The organism is Nocardioides deserti (assembly GCF_014266025.1).
GTDB lineage: Bacteria > Actinomycetota > Actinomycetes > Propionibacteriales > Nocardioidaceae > Nocardioides > Nocardioides deserti.
Genome location: NZ_JACMYC010000002.1, coordinates 260,807 through 282,140 on the forward strand (window position 1 = coordinate 260,807; position 21,334 = coordinate 282,140).

Annotated in this window: 21 protein-coding genes; 8 read left to right on the forward strand and 13 right to left on the reverse strand. The window is 74.5% G+C overall.

Annotation, left to right across the window (positions count from 1 at the left end; genetic code table 11):
- Nucleotides 1-26: 26 nt before the first annotated feature.
- Complete coding sequence (locus H7344_RS04610) at nucleotides 27-1,082, reverse strand: glycoside hydrolase family 6 protein (RefSeq protein WP_229707015.1); 1,056 nt, start codon at nucleotides 1,080-1,082, stop codon at nucleotides 27-29.
- Nucleotides 1,083-1,161: 79 nt separating this feature from the next.
- Between H7344_RS04610 and H7344_RS04615 the strand changes: the two genes are divergently transcribed.
- Both H7344_RS04615 and H7344_RS04620 read left to right on the forward strand, forming a co-directional pair.
- The gene (locus tag H7344_RS04615; protein ID WP_229707016.1) at nucleotides 1,162-3,114 is read left to right on the forward strand and encodes a M3 family metallopeptidase; all 1,953 of its coding nucleotides are present in this window, start codon (nucleotides 1,162-1,164) and stop codon (nucleotides 3,112-3,114) included.
- 162 nt (nucleotides 3,115-3,276) lie between these two features.
- Entirely contained in the window at nucleotides 3,277-3,870 is a 594-nt protein-coding gene (locus H7344_RS04620; protein WP_186344829.1) for a hypothetical protein, read from the forward strand.
- A gap of 118 nt (nucleotides 3,871-3,988) precedes the next feature.
- Here the strand turns inward: H7344_RS04620 and H7344_RS04625 are convergent, their stop codons facing one another.
- The 4 genes from H7344_RS04625 to H7344_RS04640 are packed head-to-tail and all read right to left on the reverse strand — an operon-like array spanning nucleotide 3,989 to nucleotide 7,574.
- A complete protein-coding gene (locus H7344_RS04625; protein ID WP_268238544.1) occupies nucleotides 3,989-4,630 on the reverse strand; it encodes a response regulator transcription factor in 642 nt (213 codons plus the stop codon).
- The gene (locus H7344_RS21060) at nucleotides 4,627-5,778 is read right to left on the reverse strand and encodes a histidine kinase (RefSeq protein ID WP_186344830.1); all 1,152 of its coding nucleotides are present in this window, start codon (nucleotides 5,776-5,778) and stop codon (nucleotides 4,627-4,629) included. Before H7344_RS21060 ends, H7344_RS04625 begins: the two co-directional genes overlap by 4 nt.
- Before the next feature lie 54 nt (nucleotides 5,779-5,832).
- Nucleotides 5,833-6,609 (reverse strand): ABC transporter permease, encoded by a 777-nt coding sequence (locus tag H7344_RS04635; RefSeq protein ID WP_186344831.1) that lies wholly within the window; start codon nucleotides 6,607-6,609, stop codon nucleotides 5,833-5,835.
- Complete coding sequence (locus tag H7344_RS04640) at nucleotides 6,606-7,574, reverse strand: ABC transporter ATP-binding protein (protein ID WP_186344832.1); 969 nt, start codon at nucleotides 7,572-7,574, stop codon at nucleotides 6,606-6,608. Before H7344_RS04640 ends, H7344_RS04635 begins: the two co-directional genes overlap by 4 nt.
- 137 nt (nucleotides 7,575-7,711) lie before the next feature.
- Between H7344_RS04640 and H7344_RS04645 the strand changes: the two genes are divergently transcribed.
- Nucleotides 7,712-8,926 carry an acyl-CoA dehydrogenase family protein gene (locus H7344_RS04645; RefSeq protein ID WP_186344833.1) on the forward strand — a complete coding sequence of 405 codons (1,215 nt, stop codon included), beginning with the start codon at nucleotides 7,712-7,714 and terminating at the stop codon, nucleotides 8,924-8,926.
- Between the two features lie 7 nt (nucleotides 8,927-8,933).
- On the opposite strand, the gene H7344_RS04650 is transcribed toward H7344_RS04645, so the two are convergent.
- The 3 genes from H7344_RS04650 to H7344_RS04660 form a co-directional block, all read right to left on the reverse strand.
- A complete protein-coding gene (locus H7344_RS04650; protein ID WP_186344834.1) occupies nucleotides 8,934-9,698 on the reverse strand; it encodes an Ig-like domain-containing protein in 765 nt (254 codons plus the stop codon).
- Nucleotides 9,698-10,483 (reverse strand): hypothetical protein, encoded by a 786-nt coding sequence (locus H7344_RS04655; protein WP_186344835.1) that lies wholly within the window; start codon nucleotides 10,481-10,483, stop codon nucleotides 9,698-9,700. Before H7344_RS04655 ends, H7344_RS04650 begins: the two co-directional genes overlap by 1 nt.
- 88 nt (nucleotides 10,484-10,571) lie before the next feature.
- A complete protein-coding gene (locus H7344_RS04660) occupies nucleotides 10,572-10,811 on the reverse strand; it encodes a hypothetical protein (RefSeq protein ID WP_186344836.1) in 240 nt (79 codons plus the stop codon).
- A gap of 249 nt (nucleotides 10,812-11,060) precedes the next feature.
- Between H7344_RS04660 and H7344_RS04665 the strand changes: the two genes are divergently transcribed.
- Together H7344_RS04665 and H7344_RS04670 are read left to right on the forward strand one after the other, a co-directional pair.
- The gene (locus H7344_RS04665; RefSeq protein WP_186344837.1) at nucleotides 11,061-12,053 is read left to right on the forward strand and encodes an ECF transporter S component; all 993 of its coding nucleotides are present in this window, start codon (nucleotides 11,061-11,063) and stop codon (nucleotides 12,051-12,053) included.
- Entirely contained in the window at nucleotides 12,050-12,646 is a 597-nt protein-coding gene (locus tag H7344_RS04670) for a hypothetical protein (protein WP_186344838.1), read from the forward strand. Before H7344_RS04665 ends, H7344_RS04670 begins: the two co-directional genes overlap by 4 nt.
- Nucleotides 12,647-12,780: 134 nt before the next feature.
- On the opposite strand, the gene H7344_RS04675 is transcribed toward H7344_RS04670, so the two are convergent.
- From H7344_RS04675 to H7344_RS04690, 4 genes are all read right to left on the reverse strand, one after another.
- Nucleotides 12,781-13,737, reverse strand: a complete 957-nt coding sequence (locus H7344_RS04675) for an LLM class flavin-dependent oxidoreductase (RefSeq protein ID WP_186344839.1) — start codon at nucleotides 13,735-13,737, stop codon at nucleotides 12,781-12,783.
- Between the two features lie 3 nt (nucleotides 13,738-13,740).
- On the reverse strand, nucleotides 13,741-14,667 hold the full coding sequence (locus H7344_RS04680) for a GNAT family N-acetyltransferase (RefSeq protein ID WP_186344840.1): 927 nt from the start codon (nucleotides 14,665-14,667) through the stop codon (nucleotides 13,741-13,743).
- Nucleotides 14,668-14,764: 97 nt separating this feature from the next.
- Nucleotides 14,765-15,373, reverse strand: coding sequence for a YceI family protein (locus H7344_RS04685; protein WP_186344841.1), 609 nt, complete (start codon nucleotides 15,371-15,373; stop codon nucleotides 14,765-14,767).
- 254 nt (nucleotides 15,374-15,627) lie between these two features.
- A complete protein-coding gene (locus tag H7344_RS04690) occupies nucleotides 15,628-15,783 on the reverse strand; it encodes a hypothetical protein (RefSeq protein ID WP_186344842.1) in 156 nt (51 codons plus the stop codon).
- A gap of 252 nt (nucleotides 15,784-16,035) precedes the next feature.
- On the opposite strand from H7344_RS04690, the gene H7344_RS04695 reads away from it, so the two are divergent.
- The gene (locus H7344_RS04695) at nucleotides 16,036-17,745 is read left to right on the forward strand and encodes a DEAD/DEAH box helicase (protein WP_186344843.1); all 1,710 of its coding nucleotides are present in this window, start codon (nucleotides 16,036-16,038) and stop codon (nucleotides 17,743-17,745) included.
- Nucleotides 17,746-17,827: 82 nt separating this feature from the next.
- On the opposite strand, the gene H7344_RS04700 is transcribed toward H7344_RS04695, so the two are convergent.
- Nucleotides 17,828-18,736 carry an NAD(P)/FAD-dependent oxidoreductase gene (locus H7344_RS04700; protein ID WP_186344844.1) on the reverse strand — a complete coding sequence of 303 codons (909 nt, stop codon included), beginning with the start codon at nucleotides 18,734-18,736 and terminating at the stop codon, nucleotides 17,828-17,830.
- 46 nt (nucleotides 18,737-18,782) lie between these two features.
- On the opposite strand from H7344_RS04700, the gene H7344_RS04705 reads away from it, so the two are divergent.
- Together H7344_RS04705 and H7344_RS04710 are read left to right on the forward strand one after the other, a co-directional pair.
- Nucleotides 18,783-19,217: a MerR family transcriptional regulator gene (locus tag H7344_RS04705; protein WP_229707018.1), complete on the forward strand. Its 435-nt coding sequence runs from the start codon at nucleotides 18,783-18,785 to the stop codon at nucleotides 19,215-19,217.
- A 36-nt stretch (nucleotides 19,218-19,253) separates the two neighbouring features.
- Nucleotides 19,254-21,179, forward strand: coding sequence for a penicillin-binding transpeptidase domain-containing protein (locus H7344_RS04710; protein WP_186344846.1), 1,926 nt, complete (start codon nucleotides 19,254-19,256; stop codon nucleotides 21,177-21,179).
- The last annotated feature ends 155 nt before the right edge of the window (nucleotides 21,180-21,334 follow it).

Below are 21,334 nucleotides of genomic sequence, written 5' to 3' on the forward strand. Positions count from 1 at the left end.
CGTTACTACCCCGCGACGACCCCGGCTCAGCAGGTGGAGAGCTCCGGCAGGCCGAGCAGCCGGTCGGCGAGCAGGTCGCACCACACGCCGGAGCCGGGCCCGCCGTTGACGGACCCGTCGGACTCGCCGGGGTGCTTGACCCACAGCGTGCCGTCGAGCGGGCCGTCGAAGACCAGTCGCGGGGCCTTGCCGACCCGCGCCCAGGTGGGGTTGATGACGTCGCCGGCGACCGGGTTCCGCGCACCGTTGCGGGAGGTGTCGACGACCTGCTTGACGCCGGTGACGCCGAGCTTCTTCAGCTCGCGCCGCAGCAGCGCGCCGTAGGCCTTCTCGTCGGCCAGGCTGCGGAAGTTCGACACGTTCGTCGCGATGCCCCGGCCGAAGCCGACGCCGGCCCGCTTCAGCAGCGCCGCGCGTCCGTCGTAGGGCCGCCAGTCGCTGTGGCCCGCGTCGAGGTAGGCCCACGCGCCGGCCGCCGCGAGCCGCTTGACCGCGAACCGCAGCAGCGCCACGCGGTCGCTCACGTCCTCGCAGCCGGGGTCGCCGATGAACGGGATCGCGTCCGGCTCGACGACCACCAGCGGCTTGCTCGAGCCGATGCCGGCAGCCACCTGCTTCACCCAGGCCTTGTACGCCGCGCCGTCGGCCGCACCGCCGGCCGAGTGCTGGTCGCAGTCGCGGTCCGGGATGGAGTAGACGACCAGCACCGGGGTCTTGCGCGCGGCGGCCGCGAGGCCGACGTACTCGCCGACGACGTCGCGGACGCGGTCGGTGGCGTAGTAGTCGATGCCGAGCCACAGCGCCTGCGCCTTCTTGGCGATCGGGGCGTGGCGCGTCTCGCCCGCGGTGAAGACCGGCATCCGCTGGTCGACGAACAGGCCGCGGGTCCTGCGGGGGTCCTTCGCCTTGGCCTTGGCGGTGGCTTCGGCGGTCGTGCCGGTCGTGCCGGTCGTGCTGCTCACGGAGGGCGGCGCGGACGTCTCGGCGACGGCGCTGGTCGCGCCGGCGGTGAGCGCGCCGCTCGCGAGGACGGCCGCGGCTACGTACGACGCGACGCGGGCGCGCGGGGACCGAGGAAGCACCCGCCCAGGCTACGGGCGGGTGCGCCGCCGTGGACCGGAACGGACGGGACCGTCGGACCCCGCGCCTACGATCGGGCGCGTGACCTCACCCCGCCCCGAGCCGCTGACGGCGCTGCCGCCGCTAGCCCTGCCGGAACCCGACGCGACCGAGGCGTGGCTGCGCGCCCGCACCGACGACGGGTTGGCCGAGGCCCGCGCCATCGTCGAGCGGCTCCGGGCCGAGCCGCCGGCCGACGCGCTGGCCGCGCTCGAGCAGTGGGACGCCGTCACCCGCGCGTTGTCCAACGTCGCCGCGGCCGGCTCGCTCCTCGGCAACGTGCACCCCGACGAGGCGGTGCGCGACGAGGGCGACCGCGCCGAGCAGGAGGTCGACAAGCTCGCCACCGAGCTCTCCCAGGACCGCGCGCTCCACGACACGTTCGCCGCGCTCGACCCGTCGGGGCTCGACGCCGAGGCGACCCGCCTGCTCGAGCGGACCCTGCGCGACTTCCGCCGCGCCGGCGTCGACCGCGACGACGCCACTCGGGCGCGGATCGCCGAGCTCAACGACCGGCTCACCGAGCTCGACCAGACCTTCTCCCGCACCATCCGCGACGACGTCCGGTCGATCCGGGTCGCGCCCGAGCGGCTCGCGGGCATGCCGCAGGACTGGCTCGACGCCCACCCCGCCGGCGACGACGGGCTGGTCACGATCACGACCGACTACCCCGACGTGGTCCCCGTGCGGACGTTCTGCCGCGACGCCGAGGTCCGCCACGACATCACCGTGCAGTTCCTCGAGCGCGGCTGGCCGCAGAACGACGCGGTGCTGCGCGAGCTGTTCGCTCTCCGCCACGAGCGCGCCGAGCTGGTCGGCCACGCCGACTGGCCGTCGTACGACGCCGAGGTCAAGATGATCGGCTCCGGCCCGGCCATCCCCGCCTTCATCGACCGGATCGCCGACGCCGCCCGCGAGCCAGCCGAGCGCGACGTGGCCACCGTGCTCGCCCGGCTCCGGCAGGACCGACCCGACGCCGACGCGCTCACCAGCGCGGACGCCGCCTACTACGAGGAGCTGGTCCGCAAGGAGCAGCTCGACGTCGACGCGCAGCTGGTGCGGACCTACTTCGAGTTCCCGAAGGTCCGCCAGGGCCTGCTCGAGGTGACCGGCCGGCTCTTCGGCCTGCACTACGAGCCCGTCCCCGACGCACCCGTCTGGGCGCCCGACGTCACGGCCTATGACGTCACCTCGACCGCCGACGGGTCGCCGGTCGGCCGGATCTACCTCGACCTCCACCCGCGCGAGGGCAAGTACGGCCACGCCGCGCAGTTCACCCTCGTCGACGGCGTCGCCGGGAAGCAGCTGCCCGAGGGGGTGCTGGTCTGCAACTTCTCCCGCGGGTTGATGGAGCACGACCACGTCGTCACGCTGTTCCACGAGTTCGGCCACCTCGTGCACCACGTCCTGGGCGGGCACGGCCGGTGGGCGCGGTTCGCCGGCGTCGCCACCGAGTGGGACTTCGTCGAGGCACCCAGCCAGATGCTCGAGGAGTGGGCCTGGGACGCGGAGATCCTGCGCTCCTTCGCCACGAACGCCGCGGGCGAGCCGATCCCGGCCGACCTCGTCGCTCGGATGCGCGAGGCCGACGACTTCGGCAAGGGCACCGCCGCGCGGGTGCAGATGTTCTACGCGGCGATGTCCTACTACTTCCACGCGGAGCGGCCCGACGACCTCACCGCGCGGATGGTCGAGCTGCAGCAGAAGTACTCGCCCCTGCGCTGGATCGACGGCACCCACATGTTCGCCAGCTTCGGCCACCTCGGCGGCTACTCCTCGGCGTACTACACCTACATGTGGTCGCTGGTCATCGCGAAGGACCTCTTCAGCGCCTTCGACCCCGCCGACCTGTTCGACCCCGAGGTCGCCGGGCGCTACCGCGACCGCGTCCTCGCTCCCGGCGGCGCCAAGGACGCCGCCGACCTGGTCGAGGACTTCCTCGGCCGCCCCTACACCTTCGACGCGTACGCCGCCTGGCTCAGCTCGGCTGGTTGAGCAGCGAGGGCCGCCGCTGGTTGTCGGCTCCCGCGTCGCTCTGCGGCTCGGCCGTCGCGCGTGGTCGGGTCGGGTGGCGCGCGGAGGCGCCTCCGGCTGCCGCCTGCGGTCCGGGGGCGCCCGGGTCGCGGGCGACCGGTCCGTGAGCAACCCGCTCCGCCGGTGCCGCGTCCCACCAGCATGCGCACGCTCCTGGCCGGCCTCTCGTTGCTCCTCGTGCTCGCCGGCTGCGGCCGGGAGGATCCGTCCGCGGTGGCGTCGGCGCCCACGCCATCCTCGTCCGCGTCACCGTCGGAACCGCCGCCCGAGCCGGGGCTCGACCTGCCTCCCGCGCCGGCGGAGCTCGAACGGGTCGCGCGGGCGTTCCTCCGGTTCGCCCGCGGCCGGGTGGGTCCGCCGGTGGACACGCCGGTGGAGCTGTACCTCGGCGGCCGGTTCGTCCGCACGCTGCCGAACGCGGAGGCGAGTGACCGGGCGGCGTGGGCGGTGTGCCCGGAGGGTGGGTCGTACGCCGGGCGGACCTGCCCGTTCTCCGCGGTCGACCGGCTCGCGGGAACTCCGCGGGTGGCCGTCTCCTCCGAGGAGCCGCGGCACCCGTGCGCGCACCCCGTCCCGCTGCCGGGAGCCGGGCCCGGGCGGTCGGTGACCCTGCAGCCGGACGTGTCGCTGACGTGCGTGGACTGGTTCGCGGTCCAGCTGGTCGTCAACGACGTCGGTCAGGTGACCACGGTGAACCTGGTCCACGCGGAGCCCTGAGCCTGGGCCCTGTCCGGGTCGTGTGCCCGAGGACGCGCCGGGCCGCGTCCCGAGGCACACGACCCCCGCATCGACACCCGCATCGACACCCGGCACCCACCCGGAGACCGACGAGCGGTCAGATCCAGCCCATCCGGCGGGCGACGGCGCAGGCGTCGTGGCGGTTGGCGGCGCCGAGCTTGGTGACGGCGCTCGAGAGGTAGTTGCGGACGGTGCCGGGGGAGAGGGAGGCGCGGGCGGCGATCTCGTCGACGGGTGCGCCGTCGGCGGCGAGCTCGAGGACGTCGGCCTCGCGGGGGGTGAGTGGGCTGTCGCCGGCGGCGATGGCCTCGGTGGCGAGGTCGGGGTCGACGTACCGGCCGCCCTCGTGGACCGTCCGCACCACCCGGGCGAGCGTCGCGGCGGAGGTGGTCTTGGGGAGGAAGCCGCGGACGCCGGCCGCGAGCGCGCGCTTGAGGTGGCCGGGGCGGCCGTGGCTGGTGACGATGACCGTGCCGCAGGCGGGCAGGTCGCGGGCGAGCCGCTCGGCGACCGCGATGCCGTCGAGGCCGGGCATCTGCAGGTCGAGGACGGCGACGTCGACGCCGGTGTGGACGGCGGCGGCCACCGCCTCGGGGCCGGACGCCGCCTGGGCGACCACCTCGAGGTCGTCCTCGAGGTCGAGCATCTGGGCGAGGGCCTCGCGGATGAGGTTCTCGTCGTCGGCGAGCAGCACCCGGATGGCGGTCGAGGTCGGGGGCGGGCCCGGGGACGTGGTCACGGCAGCACCATCCGGACGGTGAAGAGGTGGCCGTCGCGGGTGGCCTCGAGGCCGGCACCCAGGGCCGCGAGCCGGGCTCGCACGCCGGCCAGACCGGTGCCGCCCCCGGACCCACCGGCCCCGGCCGACCCACCGGCCGGCAGGGCGCCGTCGCTGCGCACGGCGAGCACGTGGTCGGCGTACGACACCTCCACGCACGTGGCGCGGGAGTGCCGCAGCACGTTGGTGACCGCCTCGCGCACGACCCAGGCCGCCGGCTCGTGCCACTCCTCGGGCAGCCCGTCGACGGCGACGGTCGCGTCGATCCCGGCCGAGCGCAGCAGCGACACGGCGCCGTCGAGCTCCTGGGCGAGGTCGACCGCGCGGTAGCCGCGGGCCAGCTCGCGCGCCTCCTTCAGCCCGTCGTGGGCCAGCGAGCGGACCTCGAGCATCCGGTCGGCCGCCCGGTCGTCCCCTCGTCCGGCCAGCGTGGCGGCGAGCTCGGCCTGGACGGCGATCGTCGCGAGCCGCCGGCCCAGCACGTCGTGCACGTCGCGGGAGAACCGCAGCCGTTCCTCGGCCACCGCCAGCGCCGCCTCGGCGTCCCGGCCGCGGTCGAGCTCCACGACGATGTCGAGCAGCCACAGCGACAGGCGGACGGTGAGCATGAAGAAGCCGCCGGCGAGCAGCCCGTACGCCGCCGTCGGGAGGTCGTCGCCCGGCAGCCACGCGGCGAGCCCGACGGCCACGATCGTCGCCCAGGCGACCCGCTGGTCGCGGTAGCCGCCCAGCCCCCACGCGAGGGAGAACGCGACGACGAGACCGGCCGCCTGGGGCAGGTCGGTGGGCAGGGCGCTCGCGGCCGGGACCGCGACGGCGGCCAGCCCGACGAGGACCGCGGTGCTGCGGACGGGGACCGGCCCGGCCTGCGGGTAGAGCCGGATCGCGTCGCGCATCGCCCACCCGCCGGCCACGCTCAGCACGACGGCGCCGGCCGCGAACGCGGCGTACGCCGCCGGGTGGCCATCGATGGCCGGCTGCGCACCGAGGACCAGCACGCCGTTCATCAGCGCCGCGATGACGTAGAGCGACTGGCGCGTGTAGAGGTCCACCCGCTCCACCTGGTCGCGCTCGGCCCAGGAGCCGCGCCACCACCGTCCCGACGCCACGGACCCGACCCTAGCGACCTCCGGCCCCGTCACCTCCGCGCTCGCCACGGTCGGTCACGACCGGGGCTCCCAGCGCATCGAGCGCCGGGCGAGGTAGACCGCGACGGCCGCCCAGGCGACCAGGACGAGCAGCGGCTGGCCGGCGGCCGACCAGGTGCCGGCGAGGTCGAGGGTCCGCTCGACGTCGTCGGTGCCGAAGCCGAACCAGCTCACCCGCACCAGGTCGGTCATCGCCGCGCCCGGGGTCAGGTCGGTGAACCGGCGCACCTCGTCGGGGAAGCCGATCGCGACCTGTCCCAGCACGGCCAGCAGGATCACCGGCATGCTGGTGATCTGCGCGGCCTCGGCGTTCTTCGTCCAGGCCGCCGTCCACAGGGCGAACGCCGCGAAGAGCAGCAGCGTGACGACGACGGTGACGGCGTAGAGCAGCGGGTTGAGCGGTGCGGGCTGCCCGAGCAGCATCGCGACCGGCACCGCGACGAGCGCCGTCGCCAGCGCGATCACGAAGCCGGGGAGCGCGAGCGAGGTGATGATCTCCGCGTCGGTGCTCTCCCCGGTGCGCAGCCGCTTGAGCACCAGCTCGTCACGGCGCGTGACCAGCTGGGACAGCAGGTTGTAGAAGACCGGGAACAGCGCGGCCATCATCAGGGCGGTCACGATCGCGGCCGCGCCGGCGCCGTTCGAGCCGTCCCCGGTGTCGCCCACGAGCAGCAGCAGGAGCGGCGCCAGCGGGATCACGACGGCGTACGTCAGCGTGAGCTTGTTGCGCACCACCAGCGTCGCGTTGGCGCGGGCCAGCCCCAGGGTGCGGGCGGGGGAGAGCGTGGTCATCGGTCGGCTCCTTCCAGAGCGCGGTCGTCGTTGTGGGCACCCGAGGCGACGGCCAGGAAGACCGACTCGAGCGTCGCGCTGCGCGCCTCCAGACCGGCCAGGCGTACGCCGCCGTCGGCCGCGTCCGCGAGCAGCGCGGTCAGCGTCGCCTGGAGGTCGTGGGACTCGATCGTGGTCCGGCCGTGGTCGGTGGCGACCCGCCTGGCGGCGGGCAGGCGGGCGAGGTCAGGCAGCCCGGCCGGGGCGGCCCCCTCGAACCGGATCGTCGAGGGGTGGTCGGCGCCGAGCTGGGCCGGCGTGCCCTCGCGGACGATCCGGCCGGCGTGCATGATCGCCACCCGGTCGGCCAGCGTCTCGGCCTCCTCGAGGTGGTGGGTGGTCAGCAGCACCGAGCAGCCCCGGTCGCGCAGGCCCGCGACGAGGTCCCACACGCGCCGCCGGCTCTCCGGGTCGAGGCCCGTGGTCGGCTCGTCGAGCAGCACGGCCTCCGGCTCGCCGAGCAGCGTGCAGGCCAGGTCGAGCCGGCGCAGCTCGCCGCCGGACAGGCTGCGGACGCGCACGTCCACGCGGTCGGTCAGGTCGAGCTCGGCCAGCGCGTCCTCGACCGGCCGGGGCGCGGTCATCGTCGCGGACCACATCCGCAGGGTCTCCCCGACGGTCAGGTCCGCGGGGAACCCGCTGGTCTGCAGCAGCACGCCGGTGCGGCGGCGTACCTCCGCCCGGTCCGCGACCGGGTCCAGGCCCAGCACCCGGACCTCGCCGTCGGTGGGCGGCGCCAGCCCCTCGACCACCTCGAGCGCGGAGGTCTTGCCGGCGCCGTTGGTGCCCAGCAGGGCGACGACGGTGCCGGGCTCGACGACGAGGTCGATGCCGCGCACCGCCTCGAACGCCGTCGTGCCGGTGCCGTAGCTGCGGCGCAGGCCGCGGACCTCGATGTGCGGGCCGGGAGGTGCGGAGGTGGTCATGGCTCCACCCTCCCGGTGGACCGCGCCTCGGGCCAGTGCGCCTGCTCACCGGTTCCGCATGACGTTTGTCAGGTCGCCGCCTCCGTGGTCCGCAGCACCGGCAGACACCGGCGGCGGGCGTGGTTACCCTCCGGTACGTGACGACACCCTCGTTCGACCTCGGTCCCGACCACCTCGAGCTCCGGAGCTGGGTCCACTCCTTCGCCGCCGACGTCATCCGCCCGGCCGCGGCCGAGTGGGACGAGCGCGAGGAGTTCCCCTGGCCGGTGCTGGAGGAGGCCGCGAAGATCGGCCTCTACTCCCTCGACTTCTTCGCCACGCAGAGCTTCGACGAGACCGGGCTCGGCATCCCGGTGACGATGGAGGAGCTGTTCTGGGGCGACGCCGGCATCGGTCTCGCGATCGTCGGGACCGCCCTGGCCGCGGCGGGCGTCAGCGCGAACGGCACGCCCGAGCAGGTCGGCGAGTGGGTGCCGCAGATGTTCGGCGAGCCCGGCGACCTGCGGCTCGGCGCGTTCTGCTCCTCCGAGCCCGACGCCGGCAGCGACGTGGGCGCAATGCGCACCCGGGCGACGTACGACGAGGCTACCGACGAGTGGGTCATCAACGGCACCAAGACCTGGGCCACCAACGGCGGGCTGGCCGACGTGCACGTCGTGACCGCCGTCGTCGACCCCGACCTGCGCGCCCGCGGGCAGGCGTCGTTCGTCGTGCCGCCCGGCACGAAGGGGCTCAGCCAGGGCCAGAAGTTCCACAAGCACGGCATCCGCGCCTCGCACACCGCCGAGGTCGTCCTCGACCGGGTCCGCGTGCCCGGCCGCTGCCTGCTCGGCGGCAAGGAGAAGCTCGACGCCCGCCTCGCCCGCGCCCGCGAGGGCACGCGCGCCGGTGGCAACGCCAGCATGGCGACGTTCGAGCGCACCCGTCCCGCGGTCGGCGCGCAGGCCGTCGGCATCGCGCGGGCGGCGTACGAGGTCGCCCTGGACTACGCCAGGACGCGCGAGCAGTTCGGCCGCCCGATCATCGAGAACCAGGCGATCGCCTTCGCGCTGGCCGACATGAAGACCGCGATCGACTCTGCCCGGCTGCTGGTGTGGCGCGCGGCGTGGATGGCCAGCCAGGGCAAGACGTTCGAGGCGGCCGAGGGCTCGATGTCCAAGCTCGTTGCCGGCGAGACCGCGGTGAAGGTGACCGGCCAGGCCATGCAGATCCTCGGCGGCAACGGCTTCACCCGGGAGTACCCGGTCGAGCGGATGGCTCGCGACGCCAAGATCTACACGATCTTCGAGGGCACCTCCGAGATCCAGCGGCTCGTCATCGCGCGCGCGATCTCGGGCGCTCAGATCCGCTGACCGACGCTCAGCGCACCTGGAACGTCCGGGTGCGTCGGGGGCCGTCGGCCGGCACGATCGCCACGGAGTAGCGGGTCGTCCTCCGGCTGTTGTGGTCGGTGACCCGGAACCACCGGTGGCCGCCCTCCGCTACCTCCGCGGTCCGGATGCGCTGCCGGCCCGTGCCCTCGTGGCGGAAGAGGCGGACGCGGACGGTGCCCCCCGCGGCGACGTTGTCGACACGGATCCGGTCGTCCCCGTTGCGGGCGTTCTTCGACCGGGTGATTATCGGCTCCGGCGGCGAGCAGCGCCCCGAGGCGGGCGCGGTGATCCCGGGGTAGCCGCCCCCGCAGCTGTCGAGCCAGTAGCCCTGGGCGACGACCGGCCCGGCGGTGCCGACGAGCGCACCGGTCGCGTCGGTCACCGTCGCGACCACCGAGAACTCCCCTTCGGCCGTCACGAGGACCTCGAACGTCGCCACGCCGGCATCGTCGGTCACAGCGGTCGTGGTTGCCGGCTCGGCCACGGTCGGCCCGGTGCGGGTGACCTCGACGACCAAGCCGGCGACGGGCTCGCCGTCCCGGGTCGCGGTCAGGGTCGCCGGAGTCGGCCGCCCGACCTCCGCGTGCGGCACGAGCAGCGTGAGCAGGACGTCGGGCTGCGTCGTCGGCGTCGTCGGTGTCGGCGTCTGCGGCGTCGGGGCGGGGGCGTCGGCGGCGGCCGTCGTGACCGGCGCCGCGAGAGCGAGGGCGAGCAGCGAGCTGCTCACGAGGAGGAGCAGCCGGCGCAGCATCAGGCGGCGCTCCCGGAACCGTCGACGACCACCGTCTCGTCGTCGGGCGTCTCGCCGTCGAGCACGGCGAGCAGGCGCCCGACGGCTGCCTCGGTGTAGGGCTCGAGCGCACCGTCGGCGCCGAGGTCGAAGCGGCTGAGGAAGACGACGTGGTTGTCGACCCGCGCCGCGGACAGGCGCATGGCCACCGGGAGCTCGACGCCCTGGGTCGAGGCGGTGCCGGTCGCGGTGATGTTGAGCTGCTCCTCGACCTCGTCGGAGGACGTCTCCTCGTTGCTCTCCACCGTGAGCGAGAAGGACACCTCGTCCTCGGACACCTCGATGCTGGTGCAGTCGGCCAGCGCCGTCCGGAGCCGCTCGAACCGCTCCGTCACGTCGTCGACGGATCCGTACGACGACACCCCGCTGTCCACGGTCGGCGACTCGAGGTCGTTGACGGCGGCGTACGACACCTCCGCCTTCGCCTCCGACTCCTCCAGGTCGTCGTCGACCGCGTCGAGGCAGCCGAGGTCGGTGTCCGCCTCCTCGTCCGCGTCGTCGCCGTTCTCGCTGTCGTCGTCCTCGTCGACGACGAAGCCGGGACCGAGGTTGTCGATCGACAGGACGGCCTGGTCGACCTGCTCCTGGTCCAGCACGACGACCTCGTCGCTGGAGCCACCGGAGCCTCCGCTCGACTCGTCGTCGGAGCCGCAGCCGGTGAGCGCGGCAGTGAGCACGACGCCCGCGGCGAGCGCGGCGAGACGGGGGCGGGTCACGGCGGAGGAGCGGCTGGACAGGTAGGACATGGCGACCTCGGGGAGAGCGGGACAGCGGGGAGTGGACCGTACCCCGGCGCCGGACCCAGCCCCCGCCGGACCAGCCCCCGGCGGAGGCTCAGCCGGCAGCGCCGAAGCGCAGGCCGAGGGCGTCGCGGACGTCGTCGCAGGTGAGCCCGGCGGCGGCGAGGAAGCGCTGCAGGTGCGCCGGGTCGACGTCGCCGCCGGGACCGGACGAGCGCTGGAGCAGGTCGCCGCCGACGGCGAGCAGGGCCTCGCCCTCGGCGCAGCCGATCCGGCGGTACGACTCCAGCAGGCGTCGGTCGGCGTCGGGCAACCAGGCAAAGGGGTCGGTCATGCGGGCGTCTCCTCGTGCGGGCACTGGCGGTGCGGCGGTCGCGACGGGGTGCGGACCCCCGAGCACCCCCCGGCTCGGGAGGTCCGCCGGTCAAGTGTCGGGTCGCTCCGGGCCCCGACGAGCCGTTCGGGCCGCCGGGCGCCGACCCCGGACGTTCCCGAACACGCAGCGCAGGCGGCGTACGGCTCCTAGGCTGGTCACCGCAGGCACGCAGCAGGCAGCGACGCACTCATCCGGGAGGGGGCGCCCGTGCACGTCGACGACACCCGTCGCGAACCCAGTCACGACCCGACGGCGCACCCCGGGGCCAGCCGGTGGGACCGGTTCGCCGAGGAGCTGCAGGTGCTGCGGCGGACAGCGGGCGAGCCGTCCTTCGCCGAGATCGCCCGCCGCGTGGCCGAGCAGCGCGTCGCCGACGGCCTGGACGAGCACGCTGCGCGGGTCGCACGGACGACGGTGTACGACGCCTTCCGCACCGGCCGCGCCCGGGTGAACGTCCCGCTGGTGCGCGAGATCGTCCGCGCCCTCGACGGTGACCCGGCGCTCGTGGACGCGTGGTTGCGCGACCCCCGGCCTGCCCCGGCTCCCTCTCCGGCCCCGGCCGAGCCGCCGCGTGCGGAGGCCGGACCGGTCGCCGAGCGGCCCCGGCGTCGCCAGGTCCTCCTGCTGCTCCTCGCGTGCGTGGCGGTCAACCTCGTCGGGCGCGAGCTGGTGGTGCTGCTGAAGCTCCCGGCCCACCTCGACATGGTGGGGACCGCGCTGGCGGCGTTCGCGCTCGGGCCGTGGCACGGCGCGGCCGTCGGGCTCACCACCAACGTCGCCGGCTCCGTGCCGAGCGGCCTGATCTCGCTGCCGTTCGCGCTGGTCAACGTGCTCGGCGCGCTGCTGTGGGGCTGGGGCGTCCGACGGTGGGGGATGGGCCGCACGTTGCCGCGGTTCCTCGGCCTCAACGTGCTGGTGGCCGTCGCGTGCAGCCTGGTCGCGGTGCCGATCCTGCTGCTGGTCCTCGACGGCTCCGTCGGCCACGGCCAGGAGTCGATCCGGCAGACGGTCGAGGCGTACGGCGCGCAGCTCGTCGTCGCGGTCGGCGCGTCGAACCTCCTGGTCTCGCTGGGCGACAAGCTGATCAGCGGCTTCGTCGCCCTCGTCGCGGTGTCCGGCCTGCCCGCCTCGCTGCGGCGGGACGCGGCGCTGCCGCTCGTCGTCGAGCCTGCTCCGGACCGGGCGGGCCCGGCCGGGTGAGGCAGCGCTTCCACGGTCGGATCGCAGGGATCGGCACGACGAGCGGCGTGCGGGTCGTGGTCGGGCACTGGCACGACACCCCGCTCGGGGCGTTCGCCGACGCGATGGTCGAGACCCCCGCGGGCCACCGGGTGCTGCTCGCGCCGCACGAGGACGCGGCGGAGTTCATCGCGGCGACGTACACCTTCGACGAGGTGCGGATCGAGCCGTTCGCCGTCACGGAGCAGGGCGGGCGGTGGGGGGTCCGCTCCGACTCGCTGACCCTCGACCTGGCCGTCGGCCGCCGGACCGCGCTCGGCCGGCTGCTGCGCCTGGTGCCGGACCGGCTCGCCACCTCTCCGGCGTTCTGCACGCTGACCGACCCGGTCGCCCGGGTCGTCCTGGACGGCGTGCGCACGCGCGGCTCGGCCGCCGGTTCGCGGCGGGAGTGGTACGGCGCGACCGACCACCACGCCGTCACCGCCGCCGGCGGCGCGTTCGACGGCGTACCCCTCGGCGACCTCACCCGCGTCGAGCCGCCCCCGCGCTTCGGGTTCTCCTCGACCCCGGCCCGTCCCTCGGTCACCAGCGTCGTCACGACCGTCCAGGTCTGAGGTCGGCTCGGCCGTCCGGGGCGTCACTTCACGGCCATCGTGCGCACTTCTCGGCTGTTGCGATGGCAGGGAACCTCGGGCATCCCAAGTTCACTTGGGATCCTGATACCCGCCGGGGGTACTGATCGCCCGCCCTACGCCCGCACCGCCGGCATGACTGTCTCGGTGACGAGGCGCAGCGACGTCCAGGAGGGGTCGGCGGGGAGGCCGCCGCAGGCGGGGTGGTTGGTCACGAGGCGGACCTCGCGGGAGCGGATCCGCTCGACCAGGTCGTCGGGGGTGCAGACGAGGTAGACCCCGGCGCGCATCATCTCCTCGACGGTGGTGGAGGGGTCGAGGACGTGCGAGGCGGCGTCGCCGTGCCACTCCTGGTAAGCCGTGGCGTCGGCGAGCAGGTGGTGGCCCCAGCGCTCCCAGAACTCCTCGGGCCGTTCGGCGCAGAACACGTTCGCCGGGCCGGCCGGCGCGGTCAGCACGATCCCGGGCTCGCGGCCGAGCTCACGGCACGCGGCGACGTACTCCTCCTTCAGCGCGGGGTCGGAGTGCTGCGGCTGGAAGGACAACCCGAGCCGGGCCGCGCGGCGGGCGGCGGCCGGCGTGCCGCCGCCGTAGAGGAGGAAGGGGTGCGGGTCGCTGAACGGCCGCGGCGTGACCCGGCCGGTCGCCCACGCGTCCAGCATCGTGGTGATCGCGGCCTCGAGGTCACGGCCGCGGGTGCGCCACGGCTTGTCGAACAGCGCGTACTCCACCTCGCGGTAGCCCAGCCCGAGCGTGAAGCTGACCCGCCCGCCGCTGAGGTGGTCGAGCACCGCGATGTCCTCGGCCAGCCGCAGCGGGTCGTGCAGGTTCGGCAGGAGCGCGGCGACCGTGATCGGCACCCGCTGCGTGACCGCGGCCATCGCGGAGGCGACGAGCAGCGGCGAGGGGAGGTAGCCGTCCTCGGCCGCGTGGTGCTCGGACAGCATGATCGCGTCGTGGCCGTGCGCGTCGACGTACGCCGCCTGCTCCAGCGACCGCGCGTAGACCTCCTGCCGGATGGCGGCGTCGCCGCCCGGGACGCGGAAGTCGTAGCGGGTCACGAACGAGGCCATGGGCTACAGGGTGACGCTCCGGTTGACCCACGTCGAGGACACGACCATCCCGACCTTCTCGTAGAGGCCGCGCGCGCCGGCGCGGGTGTCGGTCGAGAGGTAGCACCGGGCCGCGCCGTGCTCGCGTGCCCGCCCGAACGCGTCGACGAGCATCGCCGGCGCCAGCCCGCGGCCGCGGTGGTCGGGGCGGACCGCGATGCGGGCGACGTACGCCGCGTCCCCGGCGAGGAAGACGTGCGTCACGCCGACGAGGTCCTCGCCGTGCAGCAGCAGCCGCAGGTTCCACGGCTCGAAGCCGGGCCGCCCCCACACCCGGGCGCCGAAGTCGGCCAGCGGCATCCGCTCGCGGTCCGACCACTCGAGGAACGCGTCCTCGACCAGCGTCCACGCCGCCTCGTGGTCGGCGTCGGTCGCGTCGCGCAGCGCGTACCCGTCCGGGAGCGGCCGGGCCTGGACCTCCGCGCCCTCGGGCAGCTCGAGGTCCCACGCGGTCCAGCGCACCTCGTAGCCGAGGTCGGCCATCAGCCGGTCGGCCGCGCTCCCCTCCGGCACCTGCGTCCCGACGCGGGTGGACCCGGCCGCGCGAGCCCGGTCCTGGACCCACCGCGCGAGCGCCGTGCCGATGCCGCGGCCGTGGTGGTCGGGGTGAACGGCGGTGTAGGCGACGTCGGGCGCGGAGAGGTCGGCGTACGCCACGAGCCGGTCGCCGTCCAGGACGCCGATGGTGCTGGCGGCGACGTCGTACGACGGCCGCTGCCAGTCCGCGACCACGTCCTCCAGCGTCAGCTCGGCCTCGCCGAGGTCGGCGACCTCCTCGGCGGCGATGACCGCGTGCACGGCCTCGGCGTCGGCCATCGTCAGCGGCCGGCTGGTGAGGCCGGCGGGGAGGCCGGGCAGGCCGGGGTGCCCGGGCACGTCAGCAGCGTTCATGCGGGGCATGAGACCACGGGAACGGCGGACGGGGCCGCCCCATTTTCAAGGGCGGCCCCGTCCGGGGTGCTGCGGGTCGCGTCCAGGACGCGGTGTGTCAGGCGTTCTTGATCGCCGAGACGTCGAACTCGAGCTTGATCTTCTCGGAGACGAGGACGCCGCCGGTCTCGAGCGCGGCGTTCCAGGTCAGGCCCCAGTCCTTGCGGTTGATGGCGGTGCTGCCCTCGAAGCCGACGCGGAGGTTGCCGAACGGGTCCTGCGCGGATCCGGTCTCGTCGAAGGCGACAGTGACGGCCTTGGTGGTGCCGGCGATGGTGAGGTCGCCGGTGATCGCCCAGGTGTCGGCGTCGACCTTCTCGACCTGGGTGGAGCGGAAGGTGATCTCGGGGTTCTTCTCTGCGTCGAAGAAGTCGGCCGAGACCAGGTGGCCGTCGCGGTCCGCGGAGCCGGTGTCGATGCTCGCGGTCCGGATGGTCAGCGAGACGGAGGAGGCGGCGGGGTTCGCGGCGTCGATGCGGGCGGTGCCCTCGAACTCCTTGAACGCGCCGCGGACGGTGGTGACCATCGCGTGGCGGGCGCTGAAGCCGATCCGGCTGTGCGAGGCGTCGATGGTGTAGTCGCCGGTGATGTCTTCGACGGCGGTGGTGGCGGCGTCGAAGACCGGCTCGGCGGTGGCGGTGTCGGACTTGCGGCTGAAGATGCTCATGCGAGGCTCCTGAGGTGGTGGTCGGGTCCTCGGGTGCGATCCGAGGTTCGTTCAAAGTTCAACCACCAGAACGGACCGCGGTCCGGTTTGATTCCGCCGACGGCACGTGGTCTGGACCACAGCTGCGGAGCAGGGCAAACGGAGCGGTGCAAACAGCGGACGGGGCACCCCAGTGGGGCGACGGCCGGGAAACGCAGCAGCCGCGCACCCCTAGAGGGGGTGCGCGGCTGCGGTGCAGTGGTCGGTCTGCCGCCTCAAGCGGCGGAGCGGGCGGCCGTCGTCCCGGCCGACGCGACGCCGGGGTCGAACCAGCGCGCCTCCATCCGGGTGCGGCCGCGGCTGTCGACGACGGGCACCCAGTGCATGGCGGGGCGCGCGTGCGGCCTCATGGTCACCGTGGATTCCTGCATGGGACACCTTCTGTTCACCTTCTGTTCACCAAGAGTAGCCGGTCCCCACCGAAAGAGCCAGGGAACCGCTGAGGACGGCATGACGCTCCACCTGGACGGCCGAGCGGCCCGCTGAGTGCGAATCGCGCTCCCGCGCACGCTCGACCGGGCCGCCGCCGGCCCCGCTGCGGCGTGGGCGCGCCCACGGCGGTGACCCAGCGCACCGCGACGCGGAAGAGCGGCCCGACACGCCGAACCTCTACGGTGGGGAGGGTGAGCACCACCGACGACGCCTCTGCCCCCACGACCACCTTCGCGGACCTGGGCCTCGACGACGCCGTGCTGCGCGCGCTGAAGGACGTCGGCTACGAGACGCCCTCGCCCATCCAGGCCGCCACCATCCCGCCGCTCCTCGAGGGCCGCGACGTGGTCGGCCTGGCGCAGACCGGCACCGGCAAGACCGCCGCGTTCGCGCTGCCGATCCTCAGCAAGCTCGACCTCAAGCAGAAGACGCCCCAGGCGCTCGTGCTCGCCCCCACCCGTGAGCTCGCGCTCCAGGTGTGCGAGGCGTTCGAGCGGTACGCCGCGCACCGCAAGGGCGTCCACGTCCTGCCGGTCTACGGCGGCCAGGCGTACGGCGTACAGCTCTCCGCCCTGCGCCGCGGCGTCCACGTCGTCGTCGGCACGCCGGGCCGGATCATGGACCACCTCGACAAGGGCACCCTCGACCTCTCCGAGCTGCGGTTCCTCGTGCTCGACGAGGCCGACGAGATGCTCAACATGGGCTTCGCCGAGGACGTCGAGACGATCCTCGCCAGCACGCCCGAGGACAAGAACGTCGCGCTGTTCTCCGCGACGATGCCCGCGCAGATCCGCCGGCTCTCGAAGTCCTACCTGCGCGACCCGCAGGAGATCACCGTCAAGGCGAGCACCACGACGGCAGCCAACATCACCCAGCGCTACCTGCTCGTGAGCTACCCGCAAAAGGTCGACGCGCTCACGCGCATCCTCGAGGTCGAGAACTTCGAGGGGATGATCGTCTTCGTCCGCACCAAGCACGAGACCGAGACGCTCGCCGAGAAGCTGCGCGCCCGTGGGTTCTCCGCCGCCGCGATCAACGGCGACGTCGCCCAGGCCGTGCGTGAGCGCACGGTCAACCAGCTGAAGTCGGGCAAGCTCGACATCCTCGTCGCCACCGACGTCGCCGCCCGCGGCCTCGACGTCGAGCGGATCAGCCACGTCGTCAACTACGACATCCCGACCGACACCGAGTCCTACGTCCACCGCATCGGCCGCACCGGCCGCGCGGGCCGGACCGGCGACGCGATCTCGTTCGTCACCCCGCGCGAGCGCTACCTGCTCAAGCACATCGAGAAGGCCACCAAGCAGCCGCTCACCCAGATGCCGCTGCCGAACGTCGACGACGTCAACGCCACGCGGCTCTCCCGCTTCGACGACGCGATCACCGCGGCGCTCGGGCAGGCCGACCGGATCGAGAAGTTCCGCGACATCATCGGGCACTACGTCAAGGAGTACGACGTGCCCGAGGTCGACGTGGCCGCCGCGCTCGCCGTCGTGGCCCAGGGCGACACCCCGTTGCTGCTCGACCCCGCCGCCGAGAAGCGCCCGCAGCGCCTCGACGACCGCCCGGACCGGGGCGACCGCCCCGACCGCGGCGAGCGCCGCCCGCGCGGTCGCACCGACGTGCCGATGGCGACCTACCGCATCAACGTCGGCAAGCGGCACAAGGTCGAGCCCCGCCAGATCGTCGGCGCGATCGCCAACGAGGGCGGCCTGCAGCGTGCCGACTTCGGCCACATCCAGATCCGTCCGGACTTCTCGCTCGTCGAGCTGCCGGCCGACCTGTCGCCCACGGTGCTGAAGAAGCTCGAGGACACCCGGATCTCCGGCAAGCTCATCGAGCTCCAGCCCGACCGGGGCCCCGGCCGCACCGCCGACCGCAAGCCGCGCCACAAGGGCTGACCGAACCGCAGCCTCCCCGCCCGGGTCCTGTGGGGCTGGTCGTCCACAGGCCCGAGCGGGGCGGCGGGCAGACCGCGACCGCTCAGAGCAGCGCCGCGACCATCGCGGAGGCGGCGACCTGGCCGGAGGCGGCGGCGATGAGCACCGACGCCAGCGGCATGGGCAGCGCCGCGGTGTGCGCCATGTCGCCGGCGGCGTGGACGAGCGGGCGGCTGGTGCGGCCCATGACGTCGACCTCGACGCAGCCGGACGGGAGCACCGCGAGGCCGAGCTGCTCGGCGAACGGTGCGGCCTGGGTGCTGGTCGGGACGACGAAGACGCCGGCGTGCTCCTCGGTCGAGCCGTCCGCGAAGGTCACGGTCGCCCCGCCGGCGCTGCGGCAGAACCCGACGACCGGCTCGGGTCGCACCTCGACGCCCGCGGGCAGGTCCGCCTCGACGGGCGCGCCGTCGGCGAGGACGGTCAGCCGCGACGCGACGGGGGCCATGATCCGGGTGAGGTGACCCGCGGCCGGCCCGCCGCCGAGCACGGCGACCGGGCGGCCGGCGTACTCGTGGCCGTGGCAGAACGGGCAGTGCGCCGCCTCCCGCCCCCACAGGTCGGCCAGCCCGGGCTTGTCGGGCAGCGTGTCGCGCAGCCCGGTGGCGAGCACCAGCCCGCGGCTCCGGACGACGCTGCCGTCGGCGAGGTGGACCACGTGACCCGCACCGTCGGGGCCGTCGGCGTGGACCCGCTCGGCGGCGACGTCGCGCACGGTGACGGTGTCGTACGCCGCGAGCTCGGCGTGGACGGCCGCCCGCAGGTCGGCGGGCGGGGTGCCGTCGTGGCTGAGGAAGTTGTGCATCGCGTCGACCGTCGCGTTGCGGTAGCTGCCGCTGTCGAGCAGCAGCACCGACCGGTGCACGCGGCCGAGGGTGAGGGCGGCCTGGAGGCCGGCGGGTCCGCCGCCGACGACGACCGCGTCGTAGAGGTTCTCGAGTGACTTGTCCACGGCCACGAGTCTGTGAGTTCATGTCGACATGAAGTCAAGTGATCGCGTGCAGCCGTTCTCCGTGGGTGACCTGGCGGGCCGGTTCGGGCTGGCGACCCACGTCCTGCGGCACTGGGAGGACGTGGGACTGCTGACCCCGGCGCGGGACTCGTCCGGGCGCCGTCGGTACGGCCAGGACGAGGTCGTGCGGGTCGCGGTGATCCTCCGCAGCAAGGCCGCCGGGATGAGCCTGGAGCAGATCGCGGTGATGCTCGACGCCGAGGCGGCCGACCGCCACCAGGTGCTGCAGGCCCACCTCGACGACCTCGACCGGCGGATGCGGGAGATGGAGCGCTCGCGGGAGATGACCGAGCACGCGCTGCGGTGCGGAGCGCACGACATCGCGACCTGCCCGCGGTTCAAGGCGGCCGTCACCGACCTGCTCGAGGGCCGGCTCGAGGCGTTCCCCACCGGCCAGCAGATCCACGCGATGCTCGGTTGAGGCCGGTGGTCCCCGCGGCCTGGTAGAAGGGTCCGCATGCGACGTCTCGGGAGCCTCGCCACGACGGCCGTCCTCGTGCTCGGTGCGGCCGCGACCGGCTGCAGCGCGGACGGCGACGACGGTCCGGGCCCGGACGAGGCCGCGGAGGCGCTCGCCGGCGCGCTGGCGGCCGGCGACCTAACGGAGGTGGCGTTCGCCGCCGACGCGCCGGAGGAGCCGCAGGCGGCGTACGACGAGGTCGTCGCGGGCCTCGGCGTCGGCGACGACCTCCGGCCCACCGTCGAGGTCGACGAGGTGCGCGAGGGCGAGGACGGCTCGGCGACGGCGACGCTGGGCTGGACCTGGCCGCTCCTCGACGGCGAGGAGGCGTGGACCTACGAGTCCGAGGCCTCCCTGGTGGAGGCGGAGGAGGACTGGCGCGTCACCTGGGAACGTTCCCTGGTCGAGCCGAGCCTGGCCGAGGACGAGGTCCTCGACCGCACGACGATCGCGGCCGCCCGCGGTGACGTCACCGGCGCCGGCGGCACCCCGCTGGTGACCGCGCGCCCGGTCGTGGCGATGGGCGTGGACCGCGCCCGGGCGAGCCGGGCCGAGGCCGTGGCCGACGCGCGCGGGCTGGCGCGGCTGGCCGGCCTCGACGTGCAGGGGTACGCCGCGCGGGTGCGGCAGGCGGGGGAGAAGGCGTTCGTCGAGGCGATCACCTACCGCCGTGGCGAGATCCCGCCGGCGGTGGCGCGGGGCATCGGTGCGCTCGACAGCGTCATCAGCATCCCGGGCGAGCGGCCGCTCGCGCCGACCCGGGAGTTCGCGGCGCCGATCCTCGGCACGGTCGGCGAGGTGACCGCGGAGATGGTCGACGAGGACCCGTCCCTGCAACCGGGCGATCGGGCGGGCCTCTCGGGGCTGCAGGCCCGCTACGAGGACCAGCTGCGCGGCACGCCGGGTGTCGTGGTGGACGCGCTGGGCCCCGGCGGGGAGGAGCGCGAGGTGTTCCGCGTCGACGCGACCCCCGGCGAGGAGCTCGCGCTCACCCTCGACGCCGACCTGCAGCAGGCCGCCGAGCGCGTGCTCGCCGACGTCGGGCCGGGCAGCGCCCTGGTGGCGGTGCGGCCCAGCGACGGCGCCCTGCTGGCTGCGGCGAACGGACCGGGAGCCGGCGGCTACAACATCGCGACCTACGGCCAGCTCGCGCCGGGCTCGACGTTCAAGACCGTCACCAGCCTGGCCCTGCTGCGTGCCGGCCTCGACCCGACGAGCACCGTGCCCTGCACGCCGACGCTGACCGTCGACGGCCGGGCGTTCACCAACTACTCCGACTACCCCGCCGCCGCGCTCGGCCGGATCCCGCTGCGGACCGCGGTGGCGAACAGCTGCAACACCGCCTTCATCTCGCAGCGCGACCGGCTGGAGCGCGGGCAGGGCGAGGGCGAGGGTGGTGCCGACGACCTGGCCGCGGCGGCCGCGTCCCTCGGCCTCGGGGTCGACCACGACCTCGGCTTCCCGGCGTACTTCGGCAGCGTCGAGCCGCCCGTCTCCGAGACCCGGGCCGCCGCGGACCTCATCGGGCAGGGCGCCGTGCTGGCCTCGCCGATGGCGGTGGCGACCGTCATGGCGAGCGTGCAGGCCGGGGGGACGGTCGTGCCGCGGCTGCTCGAGCAGGTCGAGGTGGCCGTGCCCGAGGGCGTCGAGCCGCTGCGGGAGCCCGAGGTTGCCGCGCTGCGGACCATGCTGCGCGCGGTGGTGACCGAGGGCAGCGGGTCGGCGCTCGCCGACGTGCCGGGCCCGCCGGTGATCGCGAAGACCGGGACCGCGGAGTTCGAGGACGACGGCCGGATCGACACCCACGCCTGGATGGCCGCGGCCCAGGGCGACCTCGCGGTGGCGGTCTTCGTCGAGCGCGGCGCGTCGGGCTCCCGGACCGCGGGGCCGCTGCTCGAGGCGTTCCTGCGGGCGGCGCGCTGAGGTGCTTCCCGGAAGCGTGCGAGACGTGAGAACGGCCCGCCGGCCCGGGGGTTGAGGACCGGGTCGGCGGGCCGTGCGGCCGGCCGCGACGTGGGGGACAACGCGGCGCGGACAAGGGAGAACCCCTCGCCGCATGGGGTCGGCAAGGGGTTCAG